The 24,616-nt window shown below is 57.5% G+C and carries 36 protein-coding genes; 12 read left to right on the plus strand and 24 right to left on the minus strand.

Going from position 1 to position 24,616, the window contains the following annotated elements:
- Positions 1-103 (plus strand): EF-Tu C-terminal domain-related protein (locus AC2FNN_RS06925; protein ID WP_480918583.1); only part of this gene is annotated, 103 nt, incomplete at its 5' end.
- Positions 104-214: 111 nt separating this feature from the next.
- Here the strand turns inward: AC2FNN_RS06925 and AC2FNN_RS06930 are convergent.
- Entirely contained in the window at positions 215-754 is a 540-nt protein-coding gene (locus AC2FNN_RS06930; RefSeq protein WP_496757514.1) for a hypothetical protein, read from the minus strand.
- 314 nt (positions 755-1,068) lie between these two features.
- Here AC2FNN_RS06930 and rpsJ point away from each other — a divergent pair, with 314 nt between their 5' ends.
- The 5 genes from rpsJ to AC2FNN_RS06955 all read left to right on the plus strand — a co-directional run bounded on the left by rpsJ (position 1,069) and on the right by AC2FNN_RS06955 (position 3,658).
- A complete protein-coding gene (rpsJ, locus tag AC2FNN_RS06935) occupies positions 1,069-1,383 on the plus strand; it encodes a 30S ribosomal protein S10 (RefSeq protein ID WP_008756422.1) in 315 nt (104 codons plus the stop codon).
- 18 nt (positions 1,384-1,401) lie between these two features.
- The gene (gene rplC / locus AC2FNN_RS06940; protein WP_171638102.1) at positions 1,402-2,127 is read left to right on the plus strand and encodes a 50S ribosomal protein L3; all 726 of its coding nucleotides are present in this window, start codon (positions 1,402-1,404) and stop codon (positions 2,125-2,127) included.
- On the plus strand, positions 2,124-2,741 hold the full coding sequence (gene rplD, locus AC2FNN_RS06945; protein ID WP_155148664.1) for a 50S ribosomal protein L4: 618 nt from the start codon (positions 2,124-2,126) through the stop codon (positions 2,739-2,741). The genes rplC and rplD overlap by 4 nt, the downstream gene beginning before the upstream one ends.
- The gene (locus AC2FNN_RS06950; protein ID WP_008757532.1) at positions 2,738-3,034 is read left to right on the plus strand and encodes a 50S ribosomal protein L23; all 297 of its coding nucleotides are present in this window, start codon (positions 2,738-2,740) and stop codon (positions 3,032-3,034) included. The genes rplD and AC2FNN_RS06950 overlap by 4 nt, the downstream gene beginning before the upstream one ends.
- A 153-nt stretch (positions 3,035-3,187) precedes the next feature.
- A complete protein-coding gene (locus AC2FNN_RS06955) occupies positions 3,188-3,658 on the plus strand; it encodes a Panacea domain-containing protein (RefSeq protein ID WP_496757515.1) in 471 nt (156 codons plus the stop codon).
- A gap of 1,509 nt (positions 3,659-5,167) precedes the next feature.
- Here the strand turns inward: AC2FNN_RS06955 and AC2FNN_RS06960 are convergent.
- From AC2FNN_RS06960 to rpmC, 12 genes are all read right to left on the minus strand, one after another.
- A complete protein-coding gene (locus AC2FNN_RS06960) occupies positions 5,168-5,380 on the minus strand; it encodes a DUF1127 domain-containing protein (protein ID WP_496757516.1) in 213 nt (70 codons plus the stop codon).
- A 394-nt stretch (positions 5,381-5,774) separates the two neighbouring features.
- Complete coding sequence (rpmD, locus tag AC2FNN_RS06965) at positions 5,775-5,963, minus strand: 50S ribosomal protein L30 (protein WP_050605831.1); 189 nt, start codon at positions 5,961-5,963, stop codon at positions 5,775-5,777.
- A gap of 12 nt (positions 5,964-5,975) precedes the next feature.
- Entirely contained in the window at positions 5,976-6,542 is a 567-nt protein-coding gene (rpsE, locus tag AC2FNN_RS06970; protein ID WP_170328768.1) for a 30S ribosomal protein S5, read from the minus strand.
- A 116-nt stretch (positions 6,543-6,658) separates the two neighbouring features.
- Positions 6,659-7,018 carry a 50S ribosomal protein L18 gene (gene rplR / locus AC2FNN_RS06975; RefSeq protein ID WP_039523386.1) on the minus strand — a complete coding sequence of 120 codons (360 nt, stop codon included), beginning with the start codon at positions 7,016-7,018 and terminating at the stop codon, positions 6,659-6,661.
- Between the two features lie 11 nt (positions 7,019-7,029).
- Positions 7,030-7,563 carry a 50S ribosomal protein L6 gene (gene rplF / locus AC2FNN_RS06980; RefSeq protein WP_170456135.1) on the minus strand — a complete coding sequence of 178 codons (534 nt, stop codon included), beginning with the start codon at positions 7,561-7,563 and terminating at the stop codon, positions 7,030-7,032.
- A gap of 11 nt (positions 7,564-7,574) precedes the next feature.
- On the minus strand, positions 7,575-7,967 hold the full coding sequence (gene rpsH / locus AC2FNN_RS06985; protein ID WP_068340741.1) for a 30S ribosomal protein S8: 393 nt from the start codon (positions 7,965-7,967) through the stop codon (positions 7,575-7,577).
- 13 nt (positions 7,968-7,980) lie between these two features.
- Positions 7,981-8,286, minus strand: coding sequence for a 30S ribosomal protein S14 (rpsN, locus tag AC2FNN_RS06990; RefSeq protein WP_010437098.1), 306 nt, complete (start codon positions 8,284-8,286; stop codon positions 7,981-7,983).
- 19 nt (positions 8,287-8,305) lie between these two features.
- A complete protein-coding gene (gene rplE / locus AC2FNN_RS06995; RefSeq protein WP_496757518.1) occupies positions 8,306-8,866 on the minus strand; it encodes a 50S ribosomal protein L5 in 561 nt (186 codons plus the stop codon).
- A complete protein-coding gene (gene rplX / locus AC2FNN_RS07000) occupies positions 8,859-9,170 on the minus strand; it encodes a 50S ribosomal protein L24 (RefSeq protein ID WP_039523375.1) in 312 nt (103 codons plus the stop codon). Before rplX ends, rplE begins: the two co-directional genes overlap by 8 nt.
- 2 nt (positions 9,171-9,172) lie before the next feature.
- The gene (gene rplN / locus AC2FNN_RS07005) at positions 9,173-9,541 is read right to left on the minus strand and encodes a 50S ribosomal protein L14 (protein ID WP_008757934.1); all 369 of its coding nucleotides are present in this window, start codon (positions 9,539-9,541) and stop codon (positions 9,173-9,175) included.
- A 75-nt stretch (positions 9,542-9,616) separates the two neighbouring features.
- Positions 9,617-9,847 (minus strand): 30S ribosomal protein S17, encoded by a 231-nt coding sequence (gene rpsQ / locus AC2FNN_RS07010; protein ID WP_171092001.1) that lies wholly within the window; start codon positions 9,845-9,847, stop codon positions 9,617-9,619.
- Between the two features lie 4 nt (positions 9,848-9,851).
- Positions 9,852-10,058: a 50S ribosomal protein L29 gene (gene rpmC / locus AC2FNN_RS07015; protein ID WP_010437082.1), complete on the minus strand. Its 207-nt coding sequence runs from the start codon at positions 10,056-10,058 to the stop codon at positions 9,852-9,854.
- 339 nt (positions 10,059-10,397) lie between these two features.
- On the opposite strand from rpmC, the gene AC2FNN_RS07020 reads away from it, so the two are divergent.
- Complete coding sequence (locus AC2FNN_RS07020) at positions 10,398-10,841, plus strand: GFA family protein (RefSeq protein WP_496757519.1); 444 nt, start codon at positions 10,398-10,400, stop codon at positions 10,839-10,841.
- Between the two features lie 77 nt (positions 10,842-10,918).
- On the opposite strand, the gene AC2FNN_RS07025 is transcribed toward AC2FNN_RS07020, so the two are convergent.
- The 8 genes from AC2FNN_RS07025 to ettA all read right to left on the minus strand — a co-directional run bounded on the left by AC2FNN_RS07025 (position 10,919) and on the right by ettA (position 17,755).
- Entirely contained in the window at positions 10,919-11,539 is a 621-nt protein-coding gene (locus AC2FNN_RS07025) for a 2OG-Fe(II) oxygenase family protein (RefSeq protein ID WP_496757521.1), read from the minus strand.
- Between the two features lie 235 nt (positions 11,540-11,774).
- Positions 11,775-12,188 carry a 50S ribosomal protein L16 gene (gene rplP / locus AC2FNN_RS07030; protein WP_117872242.1) on the minus strand — a complete coding sequence of 138 codons (414 nt, stop codon included), beginning with the start codon at positions 12,186-12,188 and terminating at the stop codon, positions 11,775-11,777.
- A 12-nt stretch (positions 12,189-12,200) separates the two neighbouring features.
- Positions 12,201-12,911, minus strand: coding sequence for a 30S ribosomal protein S3 (gene rpsC, locus AC2FNN_RS07035; RefSeq protein ID WP_496757522.1), 711 nt, complete (start codon positions 12,909-12,911; stop codon positions 12,201-12,203).
- Positions 12,911-13,291, minus strand: coding sequence for a 50S ribosomal protein L22 (rplV, locus tag AC2FNN_RS07040; RefSeq protein ID WP_039538267.1), 381 nt, complete (start codon positions 13,289-13,291; stop codon positions 12,911-12,913). Before rplV ends, rpsC begins: the two co-directional genes overlap by 1 nt.
- A 3-nt stretch (positions 13,292-13,294) precedes the next feature.
- Positions 13,295-13,573, minus strand: a complete 279-nt coding sequence (rpsS, locus tag AC2FNN_RS07045) for a 30S ribosomal protein S19 (RefSeq protein WP_068348022.1) — start codon at positions 13,571-13,573, stop codon at positions 13,295-13,297.
- Between the two features lie 3 nt (positions 13,574-13,576).
- On the minus strand, positions 13,577-14,419 hold the full coding sequence (gene rplB / locus AC2FNN_RS07050; protein ID WP_170356688.1) for a 50S ribosomal protein L2: 843 nt from the start codon (positions 14,417-14,419) through the stop codon (positions 13,577-13,579).
- A gap of 690 nt (positions 14,420-15,109) precedes the next feature.
- Complete coding sequence (locus AC2FNN_RS07055; RefSeq protein ID WP_496757524.1) at positions 15,110-15,967, minus strand: glycosyltransferase family 32 protein; 858 nt, start codon at positions 15,965-15,967, stop codon at positions 15,110-15,112.
- Positions 15,968-16,087: 120 nt separating this feature from the next.
- Positions 16,088-17,755 carry an energy-dependent translational throttle protein EttA gene (gene ettA, locus AC2FNN_RS07060; RefSeq protein WP_010442471.1) on the minus strand — a complete coding sequence of 556 codons (1,668 nt, stop codon included), beginning with the start codon at positions 17,753-17,755 and terminating at the stop codon, positions 16,088-16,090.
- A 136-nt stretch (positions 17,756-17,891) separates the two neighbouring features.
- On the opposite strand from ettA, the gene AC2FNN_RS07065 reads away from it, so the two are divergent.
- From AC2FNN_RS07065 to dacB, 3 genes are all read left to right on the plus strand, one after another.
- A complete protein-coding gene (locus AC2FNN_RS07065) occupies positions 17,892-18,362 on the plus strand; it encodes an MOSC domain-containing protein (protein WP_496757525.1) in 471 nt (156 codons plus the stop codon).
- 32 nt (positions 18,363-18,394) lie between these two features.
- Complete coding sequence (locus AC2FNN_RS07070) at positions 18,395-19,015, plus strand: nicotinate-nucleotide adenylyltransferase (RefSeq protein ID WP_496757606.1); 621 nt, start codon at positions 18,395-18,397, stop codon at positions 19,013-19,015.
- A gap of 66 nt (positions 19,016-19,081) precedes the next feature.
- A complete protein-coding gene (dacB, locus tag AC2FNN_RS07075) occupies positions 19,082-20,560 on the plus strand; it encodes a D-alanyl-D-alanine carboxypeptidase/D-alanyl-D-alanine endopeptidase (protein WP_496757526.1) in 1,479 nt (492 codons plus the stop codon).
- Between the two features lie 19 nt (positions 20,561-20,579).
- Here dacB and AC2FNN_RS07080 read toward each other — a convergent pair whose 3' ends face one another.
- The 3 genes from AC2FNN_RS07080 to AC2FNN_RS07090 all read right to left on the minus strand — a co-directional run bounded on the left by AC2FNN_RS07080 (position 20,580) and on the right by AC2FNN_RS07090 (position 22,187).
- Positions 20,580-21,002, minus strand: coding sequence for a tellurite resistance TerB family protein (locus AC2FNN_RS07080; RefSeq protein WP_152459150.1), 423 nt, complete (start codon positions 21,000-21,002; stop codon positions 20,580-20,582).
- An 88-nt stretch (positions 21,003-21,090) separates the two neighbouring features.
- Positions 21,091-21,465 (minus strand): EamA family transporter, encoded by a 375-nt coding sequence (locus AC2FNN_RS07085; RefSeq protein ID WP_496757528.1) that lies wholly within the window; start codon positions 21,463-21,465, stop codon positions 21,091-21,093.
- Positions 21,462-22,187, minus strand: coding sequence for a class I SAM-dependent methyltransferase (locus AC2FNN_RS07090; protein WP_496757529.1), 726 nt, complete (start codon positions 22,185-22,187; stop codon positions 21,462-21,464). The genes AC2FNN_RS07085 and AC2FNN_RS07090 overlap by 4 nt, the downstream gene beginning before the upstream one ends.
- Before the next feature lie 363 nt (positions 22,188-22,550).
- Here AC2FNN_RS07090 and AC2FNN_RS07095 point away from each other — a divergent pair, with 363 nt between their 5' ends.
- Together AC2FNN_RS07095 and AC2FNN_RS07100 are read left to right on the plus strand one after the other, a co-directional pair.
- Entirely contained in the window at positions 22,551-24,125 is a 1,575-nt protein-coding gene (locus tag AC2FNN_RS07095) for a lysine--tRNA ligase (RefSeq protein WP_496757531.1), read from the plus strand.
- 48 nt (positions 24,126-24,173) lie between these two features.
- Positions 24,174-24,575, plus strand: coding sequence for a DUF4864 domain-containing protein (locus tag AC2FNN_RS07100; protein ID WP_496757532.1), 402 nt, complete (start codon positions 24,174-24,176; stop codon positions 24,573-24,575).
- The last annotated feature ends 41 nt before the right edge of the window (positions 24,576-24,616 follow it).

The raw sequence follows: 24,616 nt of genomic DNA on the forward strand, positions 1-24,616 counted from the left end.
CGAGCTGATCGCTCCGATCGCGATGGAAGACGGTCTGCGTTTCGCCATCCGCGAAGGCGGCCGCACCGTCGGCGCCGGCGTTGTGTCGAAAATCATCGAGTAATTCGCACCCGCGAATACCGACAGAAAGGGCGCCCAAATGGGCGCCCTTTTTTGCTACGATTTGAGAATTTCAAACTACGTTGTTCGGTGTCCTGGTCGCGAAAGTTTGCCGTCAGTCTAACTCAGGCACCCACAGATCTTGTCCTCTTCCCAAATAGCGTTTGTAAACCCTATCCACGCGTTTGGACGGGCAACACGTCGGATCGTCTTCTCCATATTCGTATCCAACAATACGGATACGGTCAGCAGTCAGAACTTCCACGGCTTCCAAATTTCTTGCCGGCATGTTGATAAAATCAATTTCAGTCGTCGCCCAAACGTCTACATAGGGGGTCTGAGAACCGAATTCTGTCGCTTTGAGAACGACAGGTGAGAAGAAGATAGTCCCGGATCCGCCAACGCAACCTTCATCGTACATTGGAAAGGCCACATAGGTTGAACCTTCCAATTCCTCTCCGCCAAGATTAGCAATTAAAAGATCATCCTGATTATCAGCTTCGTATGAACAGCCGACAGCTTCTACATAATTTCCCACCTTTTCGATAATCTGGGAGCGCAGATTCGGTTCCAGCGCTACTGACGTCGAAGTGGTTGAAAGAAAGCTTACGCTACCCAACATGGTCGATGTCAGAATGCCTGTTATTTTTCGCATTTGTGTTCCTTCTGAAATCTGAAAGATTTTTCTTTGGAGATACTGCTAACAAAATGTGGTCAAGTCTCAATCTAAAAGAGATAAGTGGGGCTCAAACTACCTCAAAATTTGTGCGCGATATACATCTGACCGATGTGGAGCATGTCAGCACAAGCTCATATTCCCCCTTGCCAAACCCCACCAACCCCATTAATACGCGCGAGTTCTCATCAAGAACATCAAGGCGGGGTGATTCCCGCCTTTTGGGTTCGAAGAGGGTTGGCGATGCGCGTCTGTCCTCCTCTCAACCTCAACGCCTAAAAAAGGCTGTTAATATGCAAAGCCAAAACATCCGTATTCGGCTGAAGGCATTTGACTATCGCGTTCTGGATGCCAGCACGCAAGAGATCGTCAACACTGCCAAGCGGACCGGCGCGAACGTGCGCGGCCCGATCCCGCTGCCGAACAAGATCGAGAAGTTCACGGTTCTCCGTGGCCCTCACGTTGACAAGAAATCCCGCGACCAGTTCGAGATCCGTACGCACAAGCGTCTGCTCGACATCGTTGATCCGACCCCCCAGACCGTGGACGCGCTGATGAAGCTCGACCTCGCTGCTGGTGTGGACGTCGAGATCAAGCTGCAGTCGTAAGATCGGAGGGTATAGATTATGCGCTCTGGTATTATCGCAAAAAAAGTTGGCATGACCCGCCTGTTCATGGAAGACGGCAAGCAGATCCCTGTGACCGTTCTTCACCTGGACAACCTGCAGGTTGTTGCACAGCGGACCGCTGAAAAAGACGGCTACACCGCCGTTCAGCTGGGCGCTGGTGCTGCCAAGGCAAAACGCACCTCGAAAGCCATGCGCGGCCACTACGCCGCTGCCAAGGTCGAGCCCAAGCGCAAGCTGGCCGAGTTCCGCGTCTCCGAAGATGGCCTGATCGAAGTGGGCGCCGAGATTTCGGCAGAGCACTTCCTGGCTGGTCAGAAGGTTGACGTGTCGGGCACCTCGATCGGTAAAGGCTTTGCCGGTGCGATGAAGCGCCACAACTTCGGTGGTCTGCGCGCCTCGCACGGTGTGTCGATCAGCCACCGTTCGCACGGTTCGACCGGTCAGTGTCAGGATCCGGGCAAGGTGTTCAAAGGCAAGAAGATGGCCGGTCACATGGGTGCTGCCCGTGTAACCACCCAGAACCTCGAGGTTGTCAAAACCGACGCCGACCGTGGTCTGGTCTTCATCAAAGGCGCCGTTCCCGGACCGAAATCGGGCTGGGTCACCGTCAAGGACGCCGTGAAGAAGAAAGCACCGGAAGGCCTGCCTTTCCCGGCTGCTGTGAAATCGGCTGCAACCGAAGCACCTGCGGAAGAAGTATCCGCGGAAGGTGGTGAAGCATGAAACTTGATGTAATCAAACTGGACGGCGGCAAGGCCGGCGACATCGAGCTGAACGCCGATCTGTTCGGTCTCGAGCCGCGTGCGGACATCCTGCACCGTGTGGTCCGTTGGCAGCGCAACAACGCGCAGGCCGGCACCCACAAGGTGAAGACCCGCTCGGAAACCAGCTACTCGACCAAGAAGATCTATCGCCAAAAGGGCACCGGTGGCGCACGCCATGGTGACCGTAACGCGCCGATCTTCCGCAAGGGTGGTATCTACAAGGGCCCGACCCCTCGTTCGCACGGCCACGACCTGCCGAAAAAGTTCCGCAAGCTCGGCCTGCGCCACGCTCTGTCGGCAAAAGCCAAGGCAGGTGAACTGGTTGTGATCGAGAACGCCGAAGCCGAAGGCAAGACTGCCGCTCTGGCCAAACAGGTTGCAAACCTGGGCTGGAAACGCGCTCTGGTCATCGACGGCGCGACCGTGAACGAAGGTTTCCTGAAGGCGTCGCGCAACATCGAAGGTCTGGATATCCTGCCGTCGATGGGTGCAAACGTTTATGACATCCTCAAGCGTGACACTCTGGTGCTCACCAAAGCGGCTGTCGAAGCACTGGAGGCTCGTCTGAAATGAGCGCGAAGGCAGAACACTACGACGTGATCCGCAAGCCGATCATCACCGAGAAGTCGACCATGGCGTCCGAGAACGGCGCGGTTGTCTTTGAAGTGGCGATCGACAGCAACAAGCCGCAGATCAAAGAGGCCGTTGAGGCGCTGTTTGGTGTGAAGGTCAAAGCGGTGAACACCACCGTGACCAAAGGCAAGGTCAAGCGGTTCCGCGGCCAGCTGGGCCGTCGGAAAGACGTCAAAAAAGCATATGTGACCCTGGAAGAGGGGAACACCATCGACGTGTCCACCGGTCTCTGATCGGAACGGTCTTTGGAATGAATGGAAGACCCCCGCGAAAGCGGGGGTTTTTTTGTTCTGTTAATAGTTGTGACATTTAGTGGCCGTGGAACGTTCTTAGATTCACATTTTGTGAACTAATGCTTATATAAAATGGACTAGGAGGTCCGAAGTTTGATTTATGACGCCCGTCAAGTTGCAAATTGGTTTGTAACTCGCGCCAAGCGGGACAATAGAACTTTGTCTATTATGTCGCTCCTAAAGCTTGTTTACATAGCGCATGGGTGGACTCTGGAAACAAAGAACGCGCCTTTAATTGCTAACCGGATTGAGGCTTGGCAATATGGTCCTGTTATTCCCGAAGTGTATAGCGCATTCAGGCAGCAAGGCATTAATGTCTCTAACATTGTGCCAGCTGCGGCTGTTCAGATGTCTCCTGAGGACGAGAATCTGCTTGATCAAGTGTACAACATATACGGAAGCCTTACGGCCTTTCAGCTTTCAGAGTTGACACATGTTCCTGGTGGGCCCTGGGATGTGGCTACAAAAATGGGAGGAAATTACGCGCGAATCCCTGATGACTTAATCAAGCAGCATTATGTGATGAAACGTATTGAGGCTCAGAAACAAGCCGCGAATGCCTGACACAATTCCACCGATTGATCCCGACCTGCCTCCTGAAGGCGCGTCGCGTGACACGCGGCGCGAAGAGTTAGAGTTTGAGCTTTTAGAAGCGGAGGCTGCACTTAGTAGGTTGACGCGGCGAGAGATTGGCCAGCGGCGTGTCATCAAGTGGGTCGCAGTGGTGACCGGTGTGGTAGTGATATTGGGTATGGCTGGGATTCTCTGGCACCTCGTCCACAACGTTTTTTGGGGGCCATTCGTTTTCGTAGGGCCGGCTCTATCGGTGGCGATGATAACAGCTCCTATTATCTCGATAACAACAATCACAGTAGTCCTGTTTGTCGGTGCGTTTCGGAGATTTGATGACAAGGACCTCGAAACTGCCGGAAGCGGTATAGTTGGGGCGGCTAGTTTCATGCGTGGCGGATAGGTGGATAGCTTTGAGATATGCAGGGAGTGAGCTTTCGCTCTCGAGCAAGGAAAGTAGTTCTTCCCCTATAGACACCCACCCCCAACCCGTGTTTCACGCTCCCAATCTTACGGCCTCGGATTCGTTCCGGGGCCTTAGATATTTTGAACCGGGGACCTTCGGGGCCCTATGCCCTTGGCACCTGCGGGGGCCTCTCACATAACGGGGAAACTCCCTGCACTTGCTAAACGGAAGACAGAAAGCAAGGCACTTAAGTCGTATAAGCGCGATATTTTTGATCGCCGCAAAGACGGTTGGACGTCAGGTGCAGTTCTGGAAAAGAGCAATGAAATCGATCTGAGCACCGGTTTTTGACCCTACATGAGCGGCTGATCACGGCCCGGCGGTTTCACCCGTCGGGGCCGTTTTCTGTTTCTGATAGCCTGAAATAGGGCCGTGCCGATGTGGATACGATTTCTTTGATGAAGGGTCGCCATGCGGTCGGAATGACTGATCCGCCCGGGTTCGTCCAGACTTCTGGCACGTTGTTGGAACACGCAAGGGCAGATCTGCGCCTGGTTATCTCCAGGTTTCATGCACCGGCCACGTCCCCTTTTGGGCTGCCCGTTACACCGAGGCTCGTCCGCAGGGGCATTGCCTGCTCGGCCCAACGCACGTGGCTCGTCGGTTCGTGGATCACTGTGACCAGGACTGCGCAGTGCAGAAGATAAAGGTGCAGATGACAAACCACCCGATCAACCTGTTCAAGTGTGGAATGCCAATCCGGACACCGTGTGTTTCAAGACGTTTCGGCCGTGAGATGCGCCAGCAGCTGCCGCAGGCGGCCATTGGGCCCGGTGGCCTCCGGCGCGTCAGCAGAGCACACACGCAACATGCGGCCTTACCATGTACGGTCGAGTCACGAGCTTTGAGATAGCGCTATAACCCCCGCTCGACATCAAGAAGGGGACATAGGCCCGATTTTAGCGTCATACAGTAGGGGTAGCGTACTTCGGCACTGTGGAGGCGCTCAGGCGCTCTATGGCCGTTCTGCGGGCTTCTTCCGGAAATAGAAAAGGCGCCGTTCGGCGCCTTTGTGTCTTGCACTGGGATATCCGCGATCAAGAGCAGTAAACATGCTTGTGCGCAATATCTGCAATGTCGCAGCGGCGGATGCCGATGTCATCCAGTTCGCGGTTGGTCAGGCGCTGCAACTCGGAATAGGTGCGCTGATACTCAGCGGCACGCGCACGGGCAGTTTTGAGGCGTGTGATCATGTCCATGATCCGGATGCCGAAGTTGAAGCCGGTATTTGTCAGTGTTGCGGTTGTCATTTCTGTGTTCCTTTCTCAAATCAGGGCGAATTCCCTGACGTTTCCTTGTGTGTTCCTTATTTGGACAAGGCTGAGATAAGGCTGATGGTTATCGCTAACAACGGTGGTTTCGGTCTAGCCGCTATGCGTTCTCGGTATGACAAATGTTGCTCCCAACGCAAATCGGATGGGGTAAGACACTCGGAAGTTTTGGCGTGTGTCAGAAGTACTCAGAAACGGTCGTAGAGGGCATTGAGGTGCCCCGGGTTTCCTAGACACCCGCCTCGTTCAGTTTCATGTTGTCTCAACTTTCTAATCAAAATGGATCAAAACGATACTTCCGATGCGGTAAACGCAAGAAAAAACGCCCCTGACCGAAGTCAGAGGCGTTTCTAGTTCTTCAAAGAGACTACGCTTAGCCGCGCTCTTCGACGATCTCTACCAGATGCGGGATCTTGCGGATCATGCCGCGGACCGAAGGAGTGTCCTCCAGTTCACGGGTTTTGTGCATCTTGTTCAGGCCCAGGCCGATCAGGGTTGCGCGCTGTTCGGCGGGGCGGCGGATCGGAGAACCGATCTGCTTGACGACGATGGTTTTTGCCATGGGTCGCTCTCCTTACGCTTCGGCTTCAGCAGCCGGTGCTTCGTCCCGCTTGGGCAGGATGTCGGCAACTTTTTTACCACGACGTGCGGCAACCGAACGCGGGCTCTGCTCTTTCTGCAGGCCGTTGATGGTGGCGCGGATCATGTTGTACGGGTTCTGCGAGCCCAGCGACTTGGACACAACGTCCTTAACGCCCAGCATTTCGAACACGGCACGCATCGGACCACCGGCGATGATACCAGTACCTTCAGGTGCGGTGCGCATAACCACTTTACCAGCGCCGTGACGGCCCTCGATGTCGTGGTGCAGGGTCCGACCTTCGCGCAGCTGCACGCGGATCATCTGACGCTTGGCTTGCTCAGTCGCCTTGCGGATGGCCTCAGGTACTTCTTTCGCTTTACCCTTGCCAAAGCCGACGCGGCCTTTCTGATCGCCGACAACCACCAGAGCGGCGAAGCCAAAGCGCTTACCACCTTTTACGGTTTTCGACACGCGGTTGATTGCGACCAGGCGATCTGCAAATTCCGGTGCTTCTTCACGGTCGCGGCCACGGCCCCGACGGTTTTCACGTTCTGCCATTTGGCATCCCTTTTCTCATGTGGCGCATACGGCGCCGTTTTCTTCAATCCAAGTGAGCCCCGACTGATGTCAGGGCCCCCGGATCATCGGGGCGGATCGAAACCCGCCCGCAAGTCTTAGATCTTCAGGCCACCTTCACGCGCAGCGTCGGCAACTGCCTTCACCTTGCCGTGGAACAGGAAGCCGCCACGATCGAAATAGGCCTCTTCGACGCCTGCCTTCTTGGCACGCTCGGCGATGGCCGCGCCCACTTTGGTGGCCGCTTCGACGTTGTTCTTGCCAACAACACCCAGGTCTTTTTCCAGGGTCGAGGCCGAGGCCAGGGTCACGCCACGAACGTCGTCGATCAGCTGAACGCTGATGTTCTTGTTCGAGCGGTGAACCGACAGGCGTACACGGCCGGCGTTGACTTTGCGAAGTTTGTTCCGAACGCGCAGGCGGCGCTTCAGAAACAGGGTTCTTTTGCTGTTTGCCATTGTTTGCGTCCTTACTTCTTCTTGCCTTCCTTGCGGAAGATGAACTCGCCCTTATAGCGGATGCCCTTGCCTTTGTACGGCTCGGGACGGCGCCATTCGCGGATTTTGGCCGCGACTTCGCCCACCTGCTGCTGGTCGATACCTTCCACAACGATTTCGGTCTGCTTCGGCGCGGTGATGGTGACACCTTCCGGAGCAGTGAAATCAACATCGTGGCTATAACCCAGGTTCAGCTTCAGGGTGTTGCCCTGCATCTGAGCCCGGTAACCAACACCCTGGATCTCCAGCTCTTTTTTGAAGCCTGTGGTCACACCGGTTACCAGATTGGCAACCATGGTGCGGCTCATGCCCCACTGCTGGCGGGCACGCTTGGACATGCCGCGGGGGTCGATCTTGACCACGTTGTCTTCAACCGACAGCGTTACGTCGTCGGTGGCGGTGAAGCTGCGGGTGCCTTTCGGACCTTTCACTTCGATGGTCTGACCCGACACAGAGGCGGTAACGCCGCTGGGCAGCTCGACCGGTTTTTTACCAATACGAGACATTGCAGACCTCCTTAGAAGACGGTGCAGAGCACTTCGCCGCCAACATTGTTGGAGCGAGCGTTTGCGTCCGACATCACACCTTTCGGAGTGCTGACAATCGACACGCCCAGACCCTGACGGACCTGCGGGATGTCATTGACGCCCATGTATACGCGACGACCGGGCTTGGAGACCCGCTTCAGTTCGCGAATGACAGGGGTGCCTTCGTAGTATTTCAGGCTGATTTCGATGGCCGGATGACCGTTTTCACCGGTCGTCTTTTCATAGCCACGGATGTAGCCTTCGTCCGCCAGCACGTCCAGAACCCAACCGCGCAGCTTGGAAGCCGGGGTGGAAACGGTGGACTTGCCGCGCATTTGCGCGTTGCGGATACGGGTGAGCATATCGCCGATAGGATCATTCATATCTATGTCTCCCTTACCAGCTCGATTTCACCATGCCGGGGATCTGACCAGCAGAACCCAGCTCGCGCAGCGCGATACGGCTGACCTTCAGCTTACGGTAGTAAGCGTGGGGACGACCGGTCAGCTGACAGCGGTTGTGCAAACGAGTAGCCGAGCTGTTGCGCGGCAGTTTCGCCAGTTTCAGACGCGCTTTGAAACGCTCTTCCATCGGCTTGCTCTCGTCATTCGCGATTTCTTTCAGCTCGGCACGCTTTGCGGCATATTTGGCCACCAGGCGTTCGCGCTTTTTCTCGCGTTCGATCATTGCTTTTTTAGCCATGTCTCAATCCTCCCGGCGCTTACGCGTTGAACGGCATGTTGAATGCTTTCAACAGTGCCTTTGCTTCAGCGTCGGTTTTCGCTGTGGTGGCAATTACGATGTCCATGCCCCAGACCTCGTCGACCTTGTCGAAGTCGATTTCCGGGAACACGATGTGCTCTTTCATGCCCATGGCAAAGTTGCCCTGACCATCGAAAGAAGGCTTAACACCGCGGAAGTCACGAACGCGCGGCAGCGCGATGGTGATCAGGCGATCCAGGAATTCGTACATCCGGTCACCGCGCAGGGTCACTTTCGCGCCCAGCGGCATGTCTTCACGGACGCGGAAACCCGCGATCGACTTCTTCGCCTTGGTTGCAACGGCCTGTTGACCAGCAATCGCAGTCAGATCCTCGACAGCGGCTTTCGCTTTTTTCGAGTCTTTGACGGCCTCAGCACCACAACCGATGTTCAGAACGATTTTTTCCAGCTTGGGCAGCTGCATGTCGTTCTTGTAGCCGAACTCTTCTTTCAGAGCGGCACGGATGGTTTCAACGTACTGAGCTTTCAGACGCGGGGTGTAGGTTGCGGAATCAAGCATCGATCACGTCCCCTGTGGTCTTGGCGAAGCGGACCTTCTTGTCACCTTCCATGCGGAAGCCAACGCGGGTTGCTTTGCCGTTCTTGTCCAGCAGCGCCAGGTTCGACAGGTCGATCGGGTTTGCCTGAGGCAGGCGGCCACCTTGCGAGGTTTGCGACTGACGGGTGTGGCGGATGGCGATGTTGATGCCATCGACAACAGCTTTACCGGCCTTGGGGTCAACCGAGGAAATGGTTCCCTCTTTGCCCTTGTCCTTGCCGGCCAGCACGACGACCTTGTCGCCTTTGCGGAGTTTAGCAGCCATGATTACAGCACCTCCGGAGCCAGCGAGATGATTTTCATGAAGTTCTTGCCGCGCAGTTCGCGAACAACGGGGCCAAAGATACGTGTACCTACGGGCTCGTTGTTGTTGTTCAGGATGACGGCGGCGTTGCGATCGAAACGGATCGCGGTGCCGTCTTCGCGACGGACTTCCTTGGCGGTGCGCACGACGACGGCCTTACGGACGTCACCTTTCTTTACGCGGCCGCGCGGGATGGCTTCCTTCACCGAGACGACAATGATGTCGCCGACGGAGGCGTATTTACGCTTGGAACCACCCAGAACCTTGATGCACTGAACTCGGCGTGCGCCGGAGTTGTCAGCGACATCCAGATTGGTCTGCATCTGGATCATGTGGTTTCTCCCGACCTGTGGGGGCTGGTCTGATTAGATCCCCCAGGGTTTCGACAAATGAAAAATCCCGGAAGCTTACGCTTCCAGAACTTCCCAACGTTTCGTCTTCGATTTCGGCGCGCATTCGATGATGCGTACGGTGTCGCCGACCTTGAAGGCGTTCTTTTCGTCGTGAGCCCGGTATTTCTTGGACTTACGAACGGTTTTTTGCAGCAGCGGGTGCTTGAAACGGCGTTCAACCGAAACAGTCACGGTCTGCTCATTGGCGTCGCTGGTTACGATTCCGGACAGGATACGCTTGGGCATAGGATTACTCCTCCGATGCCGCGGCAGCGGCCTTTTCGTTCAGAATGGTTTTGACGCGGGCAGCATTGCGGCGGGCCGCTTTGATACCAGCAGTATTTTCCAGCTGACCGGTTGCCTGTTGAAAGCGCAAGTTAAAGCTTTCTTTCTTCAGGTTGGCCAGTTCCTCGCGGAGCTGGTCCGGGGTCTTGTCACGCAGTTCTTGGGCGTTCATCGCCTTTTTCCTTTGCTCAAAACACCAGAAGGCCCCCTTGCAGGGTCACCTTGGACCTGGTGGATGAATGATAGACATACGAATCCCCCGACTCGGCCGGGGGACTTGCAGGATGCCGCCGTATAAGGGTTTAGGGGGTGGGTGGCAAGGGAAAGTTTGACGTCTTCTTTACGGCAAGGGAATAAGTTGCTCCCGGTCGCTGAGTGGGTGACCAACCACAAAGGTTCCTCGAAGTATTCCTCATCCAAACTCAGGCCAAGGTCTGTATTGCCAACGGGCCGCGTTCGGCGCCCAATAGAGCAGGCCCAAAAGCCTGAAGTTCACAGAGGAGGTAAGAAAATGACCAGTCCTTATTCAGGAGGATGTGAACACGTCAAGATAGTCGCGATGGCAGAACCGATAGACAACCATGAATGCCACTGTAATGTCTGTAAGTCCGTGACCGGCCAGCACACAACCCATGTTGCGTTCTTTAACTACTCAGACCTGTCGGCAGACCCCGAAGAAAAGATGAACCGTCAACCATTCAACGCCAACAATCCCGATGGCCCTTTAGAGCTTTGCACATGTTCAGAGTGCGGGGCCGCGCTGATGCTGGATGACAAGCAAAAACGCATACGCGTGGCTGTACCCAACGTGATGGGGTATGATGACAGCCAGTTTCCGGCAGCGACTTACCACGCGTTTTACGATGACAGCAAAGGGTACCCCAAGCCTGATGACGGACGACCGGTATATGAAGCGCTTCGTCCAGAATTTGCTTGGCCTTCACCTGCCACCTGACAGGACTTACGCTTATTCTGAGCGAAGTACCAACGGTGTTCGCCGACATTCAAGATGCCGGTATTCGGTGGGAGCGTTCAGTCCCACCGATAGTTGAAACTGACCGATATCCGCTCTTCCTCGGCCATGTTCATCGGCACCTCGTGGCGTAGCCAGCTTTCCCACAGCAGCACTTCGCCAACCTGAGGCTTCATATAGATAAAGGGCTGCAAATCGCGCCGCCCGCCTTTGATCCGCGTTGGGGCCGCCATCATGCGGCCTGAGCGGGGGTCTTCCAACTTCAGCGCGCTCGCCCCCTCGGGCATTGCCACATAGGTCGTGCCCGAGATCACGCTGTGCGGGTGCAGGTGGCTGGAATGCATGCCGCCCTCGGGCAGGATATTGATCCAGAGGTCCTCGAGCTTCAACTCTCCCTCGCCCAGATCAAACTCCAGATCCTTGGCGAAGGCCGCCACATGCTGATCCAGCACTTTGACCAGATCAGCAAAGATCGGGAACCGCCATGGCAGATCGGTCAGCGAGGCATAACTGGTATAACCGGGATAGCCGTTTTCCTCACACCAATCCTGCCCGGCCTCGTCATCCTCGGCAATGACAAGGCACGAGCTTTCCAGCTCTTCCGGGTCGATCTTGGGATCAAACTCAGACAAAGCAGCGCGGTAGAGACGGGTTACGAAGAGTGATTCAATCTGTGCCATAGCGCCCTCTTAACGCAGCCTCATCGCGATTGCGATGGCTCTTTTGCGAGGCTCTGCCTCGCGCTCCGGGATATTTGCAGCCAGATGAAGAACGGATCCCCGCTTCATCTGGCCCAAAATATCCCGGGGGAGGCGCGCGGCACGCGCGGCGGGGGCAGAGCTCCTGTGGAAAAACCCCCGCCGATCTCTCGACGGGGGCTTCAATGTCGCCGATCGGGGCCGAGGCCCCAATCACTTACCAGTCTTCGCGAACCACGACGCGTGTCTTGATCGGCAGCTTCATCGCGGCCAGGCGCAGGGCCTCGCGGGCGATGTCGTCATTGACGCCGTCGATCTCGAACATTACGCGACCGGGCTTGACCTTGCAAACCCACCGGTCCACCGAACCTTTACCTTTACCCATACGAACTTCGATCGGCTTTGCAGTGACCGGAGTGTCGGGGAAGATACGGATCCAGACACGACCCTGACGTTTCATGTGACGGGTCATGGCACGACGTGCAGCTTCGATTTGGCGTGCGGTGACACGCTCGGGCTGCAGGGCTTTCAGACCGTAGGTGCCAAAGTTCAGATCAGAGCCGCCCTTGGCTTCGCCCTTGATCCGGCCTTTGTGCATCTTGCGGAATTTAGTACGCTTTGGTTGAAGCATATCTTTCCCTCCTTAGCGACGACCGCCACCAGCACCACGAGGTGCAGGGCCGTCCTGGAGTTCCTGTGCTTTACGGTCACGTGCCTGCGGATCGTGCTCCATGATCTCACCTTTGAAGATCCAGACCTTGATCCCGATGATCCCGTAGGGGGTCATCGCTTCGGCATGTGCGTAATCGATGTCGGCACGCAGGGTGTGCAGAGGCACGCGGCCTTCGCGATACCATTCGGTCCGTGCGATTTCGGCGCCGCCCAGACGGCCAGCGACGTTCACCCGGATACCCAGGGCGCCCATGCGCATGGCGTTCTGAACCGAGCGCTTCATTGCGCGACGGAACGAAACACGACGTTCCAGCTGCTGAGCGATCGACTCGGCAACCAGCTGCGCGTCAAGCTCGGGCTTGCGCACTTCGACGATGTTCAGGTGCAGTTCGCTGTCGGTCATCTGAGCCAGCTTCTTGCGCAGAACTTCGATGTCTGCACCTTTCTTGCCGATGATGACACCCGGGCGTGCAGTGTGGATCGTAACGCGGCACTTCTTGTGCGGACGTTCGATGATCACACGGGCAACACCGGCCTGCTTACACTCTTTCTGGATGAACTCACGGATCTTGAGGTCTTCCAGCAGAAGATCGCCATAGTCTTTGGTATCTGCGTACCAGCGGCTGTCCCAGGTGCGGTTGACCTGAAGGCGCATGCCGATCGGATTTACTTTATGACCCATTAGGCTTGCTCCTCAACTTGACGCACCTTGATGGTGATCTCCGAGAACGGCTTCATGATCTTGCCGAAACGGCCACGGGCACGCGGGCGACCGCGCTTCATGACCAGGTTCTTGCCAACCCAGGCTTCGGCGACGATCAGCTCGTCAACGTCCAGGTTGTGGTTGTTTTCGGCATTCGCGATTGCGGACTGCAGGCACTTCTTGACGTCCTGCGCGACACGCTTGTTCGAGAAAGTCAGGTCGGTCAGAGCCTTCTCAACTTTCTTGCCGCGGATCATTTGCGCAACCAGATTCAGTTTCTGCGGGCTGGTGCGAAGCATGCGGGTTTTCGCCATTGCTTCGTTTTCAGCCACGCGGCGGGGGTTCTTTTCCTTGCCCATGACTTACTTCCGCTTCGCTTTTTTGTCAGCGGCGTGGCCATAATAGGTACGGGTCGGCGAGTATTCACCGAACTTCTGACCGATCATGTCTTCCGTGACGTTTACCGGGATATGCTTCTGGCCGTTGTACACACCAAAGGTCAGACCCACGAACTGGGGCAGAATGGTGGAACGACGCGACCAGATCTTGATGACTTCGTTGCGGCCCGACTCGCGCGCTGCTTCGGCTTTCTTAAGCACGTAAGCATCGACGAAAGGACCCTTCCAAACAGAGCGAGACATAGATTAACGTCCCTTCTTCTTGGCGTGCCGCGAGCGGATGATCAGCTTCTGGGACGCTTTGTTCTTGTTGCGGGTACGCTTACCCTTGGTGTCCTTACCCCACGGAGTAACCGGCGTACGGCCGCCCGAGGTACGACCTTCACCACCACCGTGCGGGTGATCGATCGGGTTCATTGCAACACCACGAACCGACGGACGAACGCCCTTGTGGCGCATACGACCGGCTTTACCGAGGTTCTGGTTGCTGTTGTCGGGGTTGGACACGGCACCAACGGTGGCCATGCATTCCTGACGGACCATGCGCAGTTCGCCCGAGCTCAGACGGATCTGAGCATAGCCGCCATCGCGGCCAACGAACTGAGCGTAAGTACCGGCCGCACGTGCGATCTGACCGCCTTTGCCGGGCTTCATCTCGATGTTGTGGACGATGGTACCGATCGGCATGCCCGAGAATGGCATTGCGTTGCCCGGCTTGATGTCAGCTTTTGCCGACGCGATGACCTTGTCACCAACAGCCAGACGCTGCGGAGCCAGGATATATGCCTGCTCGCCGTCTTCGTATTTTACCAGTGCGATGAATGCGGTCCGGTTCGGGTCATATTCGATCCGCTCGACGGTTGCCGCGACATCAAATTTGTTCCGTTTGAAGTCAACGATCCGGTAGAGACGCTTTGCGCCACCGCCGCGGCGGCGTGAAGTGATCCGTCCGGTGTTGTTCCGGCCGCCCGATTTGGTCAAACCCTCAGTGAGAGACTTGACCGGACGTCCTTTCCAAAGCTCCGAACGGTCGATCAGCACCAGCCCGCGCTGGCCCGGCGTCGTCGGCTTGTACGACTTGAGTGCCATGCTTTCTGTCTTCCGTTTAGCAAGTGCAGGGAGTTTCCCCGCTATGTGATAGGCCCCCGTAGGTGCCAAGGGTATAGGGCCCCGAAGGTCCCCGGTTCAAAATATCTAAGGCCCCGGAACGAATCCGAGGCCGTAAGATTGGGTGCATTTAGCAGTGTTGGGACCGGGTGACAAGAGAGAGTATCAAACTTCTTCTGTGGCCGTGAAAACCACACCCTGGCCGAACGCGTCGTGGTTTACGGCTGGGATGTTAAACCCAGAAATGCACGAACTGTTGCTGGAACTCACAGAGCGGGAACAGGACCTGACAGAAAAGGTTGAAATCGTTTCCTGTAAACTTTGGTGCAGTGAGCCCCTATGGGGAGGCTCGGAGGCCGGGCTTATTGGTGCCGGGCCAGAAGGTTTCGCGGAAACCGATCTGGCAAGGTGCTGCCCCTGCAATCAGTCCAATGTATTTTATGCTGAGCCGCTGCTTCTTGGCGGTCGCATTCATGAGCGGGCCGGGGAAGCACTCTACCGAGTGGCCGTTTGCGTCAATCTATCGCGATATCCGCGCGGGTTAGGTTGATCCAGAATGGGACGGCGGTGCGACTGAGGGAGCGTTTGGTTGCTCAAGATGGGGTATTATCTCATCCAAAGGCTTCAATTCTGGGGGTATTCCTGCCAGCCACGTACGCCAGGCTTCACCGCCTAAAGGCAGTTCCGGGCAAGTGTCCCGTTCAGCGCTTGGTCGAGCAGGCTTCCGGAAGGAAGCCGGTCATAGGACTTTGTCTCGGGGTTCCAATACGTGCCGCACGTCTTGCGCACCATTGAGCCGAAGAAGTGTATGGTTTCGCTTTGCTTCGGATAGGCCAGCGGAAACCCGATGGGATCGTGCGTGTTCTTTCGCAGTTTAGGTGCCCCGAAAGGATAGTGGACCCGAGGGGGAATGAGTTCCGCTTGCTGGTGATCCCGGGCCAGCAGAGTCAACAAGATCGGGCCGAAAAAGTTTCGCGGAAGGTCGTCGGAAAAGAAATTCACCTCTCCCAATCTGGTGAACATGTCCCGTGCCGACTTGTTTTCGACGCCGGTTTCCACATTGGTGTCCCAACTGTCGCGAAATTGGATTGTGTCGGCGGTGGTCAGCGACAGGTAGTCGGCGAACAGATCCGAGGCCGGGTCCAGATACATGACACCGTTCCACAGGAAACGGGTGCCATCTCGAAACGCGCGCCCAATCGTGATCAGGTTATCCTGGAAGTTGACCGGCTTCAAAAGGTATACATCGCAATCGACCCAGACCATGTTTTCCACCTGCATCATCTTCAGTCGGAACAGATCGGAAAAGCGGGCTGTATACATTGACAGAACGTGTTCCAAACCGTCTGTCAGGGCCAGAACCTCTGACGCGTTCCGCAGGGCGACCCCGTCCGGGACCCCCGCGATATGCTGGTCGTAGGAATACAGGGTGATCGGTAGACCTGCCTGCACGAAAGATGACAGGCAGGCCTGTTCCAGCGGTCCGAGGGATGGGCCACGCCAGAATGTTCCGTATCCGTTATGGTCCATGACCTGGCCTCATGTGGTGTGACGGGCCATTCAACCCGCGCGCTTGTATTTTTGGGGGTGAAAGAGGCCGCCCCGGGCAGGGCGGCTTGTTTCGTGATCACGATGAACACCAGCGGTGCGTCACCGCGCAAACTTCTTATGCTTCAACCGCTTAGGCTCCAGCGCATCCGGTCCCAACCGCCGCTTCTTATCCTCTTCGTAGTCCTCGAAGTTGCCCTCGAACCACTCCACATGCGCGTCGCCTTCGAAGGCCAGAATATGCGTACAGATCCGGTCGAGGAAGAAGCGGTCGTGTGAGATGACGACGGCGCAGCCGGCGAAATCGACCAGCGCGTCTTCCAGTGCGCGCAGGGTTTCGACGTCAAGGTCGTTGGTGGGTTCGTCGAGCAGCAGGACGTTGCCGCCCTCTTTCAACAGGCGGGCCATGTGGACGCGGTTGCGCTCACCCCCTGACAGCAGCGAGACCTTTTTCTGCTGGTCGCCGCCCTTGAAGTTGAAGGACGAGCAATAGGCGCGGGAATTGACCTGCGCGTCGCCCAGCTGAATGATCTCGGCGCCGCCGGTGATCGCCTCCCACACGGTGTCGTTGTCTTTCAGGTCGTCGCGGGACTGGTCGACATAAGACAGCTCGACCGTGTCGCCCAGCGTGATGGTGCCGCTGTCGGGCTGTTCCTGACCGGTGAGCATCTTGAACAGCGTCGATTTACCCGCGCCGTTGGGGCCGATGACGCCGACGATGCCGCCGGGGGGCAGGGCGAAATCCAGCCCTTCGATCAGTTGCTTGTCGCCCATGTGCTTCGACAGGCCCTCGACCTCGATCACCTTGCCGCCAAGGCGCTGGCCGTTGGGGATGACGATCTGGGCGCGGGTCAGCTTTTCGCGTTCGGACTGCTCGGCCAGCTCGTTATAGGCGTTGATCCGGGCCTTGGATTTGGCCTGACGGGCCTTCTGGCCTTGGCGCATCCATTCCAGTTCGCGTTGCAGAGTCTTCTGCTTGGACTTGTCCTCGCGCGCTTCCTGCTCCAGCCGTTTGGCTTTTTGTTCCAGCCAGGCAGAGTAGTTGCCCTCGTACGGAATACCACGGCCGCGGTCGAGTTCGAGGATCCAGCCGGTGATGTCATCCAGGAAATAACGGTCGTGGGTGACGATCAGGATGGTGCCCTTGTAGTCGATCAGGTGCTGTTGCAGCCAGGCGATGGTTTCGGCGTCGAGGTGGTTGGTCGGTTCGTCCAGGAGCAGCATGTCGGGCGCTTCCAGCAGCAGCTTGCAGAGCGCCACGCGGCGTTTCTCACCGCCCGAGAGGTTGGCGATGTTGGCATCGTCCGGCGGGCAGCGCAGCGCCTCCATCGAGACGTCGATCTGGCTGTCGAGATCCCAGAGGTTCTCGGCGTCGATCGCGTCCTGCAGGGTGGTCATTTCCTCCATCAGCTCGTCTGAGTAGTTCTCGGCGATCTCCATGGCGATCTCGTTGAACCGGTCGACCTTGGCCTTTTTCGCGGCCACGCCCAGCATAACGTTTTCGCGGACAGTCAGCGATTCATCCAGCTGCGGTTCCTGCGGCAGATAACCAACCTTGGCACCCTCAGCGGCCCATGCCTCACCGGTGAAGTCGGTGTCGAGGCCAGCCATAATCTTCATCAGCGTCGATTTACCCGCGCCGTTGACCCCGACGACACCGATTTTCACACCGGGCAGAAAGCTGAGGTGGATGTTTTCAAAGCACTTCTTGCCACCGGGATAGGTCTTGGAGACACCCTGCATGTGGTAGACATATTGATAGGCGGCCATGTCGCGTCCTCTGGGTCGGGGAATTTGGTTGAAACGCTGGATATCCGAGCCGGGCGGGCGGGGCAAGCTGGTGGTATTGTGAATTTCGTCTTTGGGTCGGGCAGCATAGTGTGGCCGCGCTGAAAATGGGGGTGTTATGTCAGAACTGGCGGAATTGATTGCGGGTTGGGCGCAGCCCGGTTGCGTCACTTGGATCGGAGCGCGACCAGAGCGCCGGGCCGAGATGGTGTCACTGGAGGAATCTGTGATAACTGAGGCCGGTCTGATCATTGACCGCGCCCGCGTTGGCAAGCGGGCGGTAACCCTGATCCAGCAGGAGCATCTGGCGGCGATTGGCTCTTATCTGGGGCAGGGGCCGGTTGCGCCTGAAATCCTACGGCGCAACCTGGTGGTTTCGGGGATCAATCTGACGGCGCTCAAAGGGCGCGAGGTGCAGGTGGGCGAGGCAATTTTGCGCCTTACCGTGATTTGTGCGCCGTGCAGCCGGATGGAAGAAGCGCTGGGCAAGGGTGGCTATTCCGCCGTGCGTGGGCACGGAGGATGGTGTGCCGAAGTCGTGCGACCCGGGCGGGTTCGGCTGGGCGATGTGGTGCAACCTGTTGATTGACAACGCCCCGCAGTTCTGAACATCAGCAGGGTATGGAGCGGTACGGCATACCCTATGCGCGACCTGGGCAGGTCGTCGGTCTGTTCGGCGGGTCGTTTGATCCACCGCATCAGGGCCATGTGCATGTCACGCTTGAGGCGATGAAGGCGTTCGGGCTGGATCGGGTTTGGTGGCTGGTATCGCCGGGCAATCCGTTGAAGGAACGCGGGCCCGCGCCCATGGACAGGCGAATGGTGGCAGCGCGGAATGTGATGCAGCATCCGCGTGTCGAGGTGACGGACATCGAGGCGCTGACAGGTACACGCGCGACAGCGGATACTCTGACAGCGTTGCAGCGATTGTATCCACAGGTGCGATTTGTCTGGCTGATGGGGGCGGACAATCTGGCGCAGTTTCACCGCTGGAAAGACTGGCGGGGGATCATGGACAGTGTCCCTGTCGGTGTGGTCGCACGGCCCGGCGACCGGATATCCGCCCGGATGTCCAGGGCGGCGCGGGTCTATGCCAAGTACAGGATCGACGGGCAGGCGCGGCATCTTTTGGGGCGGGCGCAGGCTCCGGCCTGGTGTTTCGTGAATGTGCCGATGGTTGATGTCAGTTCCACCGAAATTCGGACGCGCGGCGAATGGCGCGCGGAAGTGTTGCCGGAATAGCCTTGCCCGGCGCATAATCGCAGCGAGTGGTTGCGCGCATTTGATCTGTGGGATTTTATTCCAACTATGGCTGGTCGTTTTTCACGTCGTGTGTTTCTGGGAGGATTGGGGGCGTCTCTGATCCCGGCAGCTGGTCTGGCGCAGGCGCCGCTGGTCTCGCTCAGGCCGCGCGCGCGTGCGGCGCTGTTGAGTGGTGCCGAGCGTTTGGTTGCAGCCGCAGGATTGACGGGCGAAGTTGTTTTCGCCGTCGCGGATGTGGCGACCGGAAAGCCGCTGGAGGTTTTTGGTGAAGGTGCGGGCTTGCCCCCGGCCAGTGTCGGCAAGGCGATGACCGCGCTTTATGCGCTGGACGTTCTGGGGCCCGACCACCGGTTCGAAACCCGTTTGATCGCAGATGGGCCAATTGAAAACGGGATTTTGCATGGCGATCTGATACTGGCAGGCGGGGGTGACCCGCTTTTGGATACGGATGCGCTGGCCACGATGGCGGCCAACCTGCGCGAGGCCGGAATCACCGAGGTTCGAGGAGCCTTCAAGGTTTATGACGGGGCGCTGCCCTTCGTGTTCAGCATTGATCCCGGTCAGCCGGATCATGTGGGGTACAGCCCGGCGGTAAGTGGGATATCGTTGAATTTCAATCGGGTCCATTTCGAGTGGAAGCGTGCCGGTAAGGGTTACGATGTGACCATGGATGCACGCAGCGCGCGATATGTGCCGGCAGTTGATGTGGCAGCCATGCGGGTCGAGAACCGCAGCTTGCCGATCTATACCTATCAGCCAAGCGCGCGGCAGGACCGCTGGACCGTGGCCAAGGGCGCGCTGGGCAATGGCGGGGCGCGCTGGCTGCCTGTGCGCAAACCCGCATTGTACGCAGGTGATGTGTTCCGTACTTTGGCCCGATCCAATGGAATCGTTCTGAACCACGTGCAGGTGACACGAGAGGCGCCGACAGGCGTAGACCTTGTGGTGCTTCGCAGCGATGCACTGGACAGTATTCTGCGCGGGATGCTGAAATACTCGACCAACCTGACGGCCGAGATGGTCGGGCTGGCCGCAACCAAAGCACGGGGCGTTGACCCGCGAAACCTGGCGGAGTCGGCGGCCGAGATGAATCTTTGGGCGTCTCAGAGCTTTGGCGTAAACGGGATCTCGATGGTCGATCATTCCGGTCTTGGCGATGCCTCGCGTATGGCGCCGGCGGATCTGGTCGCAGCCCTTGTTGCGGCCCGGAAAATGGGCGCATTGCGCCCATTGATGAAGCCTTTTGCCTTGACGGATCGCAATGGACGGCCGGTCAAGAACCACCCGATCAAGGTCGATGCCAAGACAGGCACATTGAACTTCGTATCCGGTTTGGGCGGTTTCCTGACAACGGCGGACGGGGTCGATCTGGCCTTTGCCATTTTTACGGCCGACGTGGCCCATCGCGCCAGGATTCCACGCGCACAACGCGAACGGCCTGAAGGCGCGCGCAGCTGGAACCGCAGGTCGCGGAAACTGCAACGGGCCTTGCTGGAACGTTGGGGCGCGCTCTACGGAAGCTGAAACCCGTAGAGTGCTCGGATCAGACCGTGTGGCGCGCGCGTGCCCCGCGTTCGATTGCGGCGGCATGCAGACGGTCGATATTCAGTTCGTACCGAATTTCCTCCAGCAGGCGCAGTTCCGTTTCGGCCAACGAACCGTCGGCGGCTGCGACATCGCAAGCCAGCGCATAGGCCGTTTCGTTCAGACGCTCGGGCAGGTTTTCGCGGATCAGGCCAAACAGCGCATCCAGGCCGTCTTCCTGTTCGAACAGGTCAAAAACAATCTGTGAAACACGACGGGTCCGATCGATGTCGTAACCGGCAAAGACCGGCAGCATGTTCACGGCGACCTCGATCTTGACCAGCTCGGCGGTTCGGATGTTTTCGTCAGAGGCCGAGACTGCAACCATGATCGCCACAAGGCAATCCTGCGGGGACATCGGGTGGGGCACTTGCTCGGTCATGGGATGGTCCTGATTGGGGTCGTTCGAGGACGCACGATATGAGCGCAGCGGGTCAGGTTCAACACCTTGTTTCATCCACCCCGCGCGATCACGTATTCATGACCATCATTCCGGAAATCAAAAGCGCAGCGCCCAGCCAGTAGCGCAGCCCAAGTGTTTCGCCGAAGAAGACGTGCGAGGCCAGTGGCACAAGAACGAAACTGAGGGCCATGAAAGGGTAGGCCTGGGACAGAGTCAGATTCCGCAGGACATACACCCACAGCACCGTTGCCGAGCCATAGATGGCAAAGGCTGTAAGAAGGAAAGGATCGAACAGCGTCTGGATGAGGCCCGCCACTCCGGTCACTTCGCGCCCATCAATCCGGTTTCCTGCCAGTTTGAACAGGATTTGCCCGACCGAGATCATAACTGGTGTGCACAGCAAACCAGCCCAGACCAGTGTTGTTGGGGCGGGCGGAGTCATCTTGGGTGCTCCGGTTCAGGTTTTTCCCCGGGGCGGTCTTCGCAATAGTAGATGTCGCGTCCCAGATCTTCGCAGACATGGATGTCCGGGCTGGGATGCACGGCGCGCAGAAAGCTGTGGGTGTAGGGGAAAAAGTTGAAATGCGGATTGAAGGTGTACCTGCTTTCGCGTTCACGCGGGACGACGATGATGACGCGTTTTCGCGCGACACGACGCAGTTCAGCGATTGCTTGCCGGTAATCCAGAAGATGCTCGATCACGTGGGTGCAGATTACGGTGTCAAAGCTGTTGTCTTCAAACGGCAGCTTTTCGATCCGAGCTGCGACATAGTCGATATTGTCGATGGCTGCCGCATCATCGACGACGAAATCCACTCCTGTCAGTTGCGTGATGTCGGGCCGGGCGGCCTTTATGCGTTGCAAAAGAACTCCGGTGCCGCAGCCGATATCGCAGATGCTTTGCCCGACGATATCACTGGCTATCCGCTTGATGCAGGCTTCGGAATTGTCGGTGCCCTGATGCACGCGCGGATGATCGCGGTAGAGTTTTTCGTATTCGTCATCCGTCAGATAGGTTGCGCGTTCACGGAATTCGGCAAGGCGCGTGATATGGTCGCCCCAAACCCTGCATGCCAGCCAATGAAAGGCGGCGCTGTCACGCAGGATAGGCGGCACGATATCTTCGAGTACAAAGCGTATACGGTTGGTGGTTTCGCGTCGCATCCCGTTTCCTCTGGTCCGGGGAAATCCCCCGTGTCGCCTTTGTCTAACACTGCCCGGTGAGCGTGCGAAACAACCAGGTCAAGTTTGCATGCGCGCCCGTGTCTTTTTTGTTTCGGGGGAACAATCGGCCCACCATTGTGGCCTGAGCAAGGCTGGCCGGTGAATATGCGGCGCAGATATCCCGGGCGGAGTGTTTGCGGGCCAAAGAACGTTTCCCTACCGGCCCGAGGGCGACTGTTTTTGGCGCAGTGTGTTGCGAATTGCGCCACTGCTTTATTGACTCATGCTGCACTGGCACAATAGGAGGGGCCGGTCGGGTTGCGTGGTGCAGCCGCGACCGTTTCCCCAATGGAGCACATTGAAATGTCTGAACTGCGCGAAACCGCGATGTCGTCCAAGGCCTGGCCCTTTGAAGAGGCGCGCCGGTTGCTTAAACGCTATCAGAAAGGTGCTCCGGAAAAGGGGTATGTGCTGTTTGAAACCGGATATGGCCCGTCGGGCCTGCCGCATATCGGCACGTTCGGCGAGGTGGCGCGGACCACGATGGTCAAGCGTGCCTTTGAGGCGCTGTCGGACATCCCGACCAAGCTGATCTGTTTCTCGGACGATCTGGACGGGATGCGGAAGGTGCCCAGCAACGTGCCGAACCCCGAGGCGTTGGAAGAGCATTTGCAGCGCCCGCTGACCTCGGTTCCTGATCCGTTTGGCGAGTATGACAGCTTTGGCGAGCACAACAACGCGATGCTGCGCCGGTTCCTTGATACCTTCGGGTTCGAATACGAGTTCTATTCGGCGCGCGACTTTTATCGCTCGGGCCAGTTCGACGAGATTCTGAAGCGTGCGGTTGAACGCTATAACGACGTGATGGCCATCATGTTGAAAAGCCTGCGGGAAGAACGCCAGCAGACCTATTCGATCTTCCTGCCGATCCACCCGGAAACCGGGCGGGTTCTGTATGTGCCGATGAAAAAGGTCTGCGCCGAGACCTATACCGTCACCTTCGATGATGAAGACGGCAAGGAATGGACCGTGCCCGTCACCGGTGGCAACGTGAAGCTGCAATGGAAGCCGGATTTCGGGGCGCGCTGGGCGGCACTGGGCGTTGATTTCGAGATGTACGGCAAGGAACACGCGACCAACGAAAAGATCTATGACGGAATCTGCCGGGCTTTGGGTGGCCGCGCGCCTGAGCATTTCAGCTATGAGCTGTTTCTGGACGAGAACGGACAGAAGATTTCGAAATCGTCGGGCAATGGTGTCTCGATTGACGAATGGCTGACCTATGCGCCGACCGAAAGCCTGGCGTATTTCATGTATCAAAAGCCCAAGACGGCCAAGCGGATGCATTTCGACGTGATCCCGAAGGCTTATGACGAATATCATCAACAGTTGCGCGCCTATCCGGGGCAGGACCTGAAAGCTCGGCTGAACAATCCGGTCTGGCATATCCACGGCGGCGAAGTGCCTGAATCGACCCTGATCGTACCCTTTGCAATGCTGCTGAATTTGGCATCGGTTTCCGGTGCCGAAGACAAAGAGGCGCTGTGGGGCTTTATTCGCCGCTATGCGCCGGAAGCAACAGCGGAAAGCCATCCCGATCTGGATCAGGCCGCGGGCTTTGCGGTTCGCTACTTCAACGATTTCGTCAAACCAACGCGCAAACATCGCGCCCCCACGGATCAGGAGCGTGAGGCGCTGGAAGCGCTGAAAGCCGCGCTTGAGGCTTATGATGGCCCGACCGAGGACGAGGCGCTGCAATCGGTGGTCTATTCCATCGGGCGTGAGCGGTTCGACCCCATGCGTGGTTGGTTCACAGCGTTGTACGAAGTGCTTCTGGGTGCATCACAGGGCCCACGTTTTGGCGGCTTTATCGCGCTGTACGGTGTGCCAGAGACAATTTCCCTAATCGACAAGGCGCTGGCCGGGGAGCTGGTCTGATTTGACCTGAACCGGCATGGGGCTAACCTTGGAACAGGAGGTGGCCCCATGCGTCGATTTTTGCTTGCTGTATCCCTAAGTGTTGGGCTGGGGTCGGGCGCATTTGCGCAAAACGCAGAGATCGAAGCAAACATTTTGGCGCAGATACAGGCCTTCAAGGCGGATGATTTTGCCACGGCTTTCACCTTTGCCAGCCCAAGCATCCAGCGCCTTTTTCAGAACCCCGACAATTTCGGACAGATGGTGCGCAGTGGATATCCGATGGTCTGGCGTCCTGCCGACATACGTTTTCTGGAGTTGCGTGAAATTGCCGGAGCCTTGTGGCAGAAGGTGATGATCACGGATGCAAACGGGCGTGTGCACATACTGGACTATCAGATGATCCCTCTGGAAGGCGGTTGGAAAATCAACGGCGTCCAATTGTTGGGCAACGCTGACCCTGCGGCCTGAGGCAACACCACCGTCACGGTGATATGAGCCGTGGTTAATTC

The sequence above is a fragment of the Ruegeria sp. BHSA118 genome (assembly GCF_059613405.1).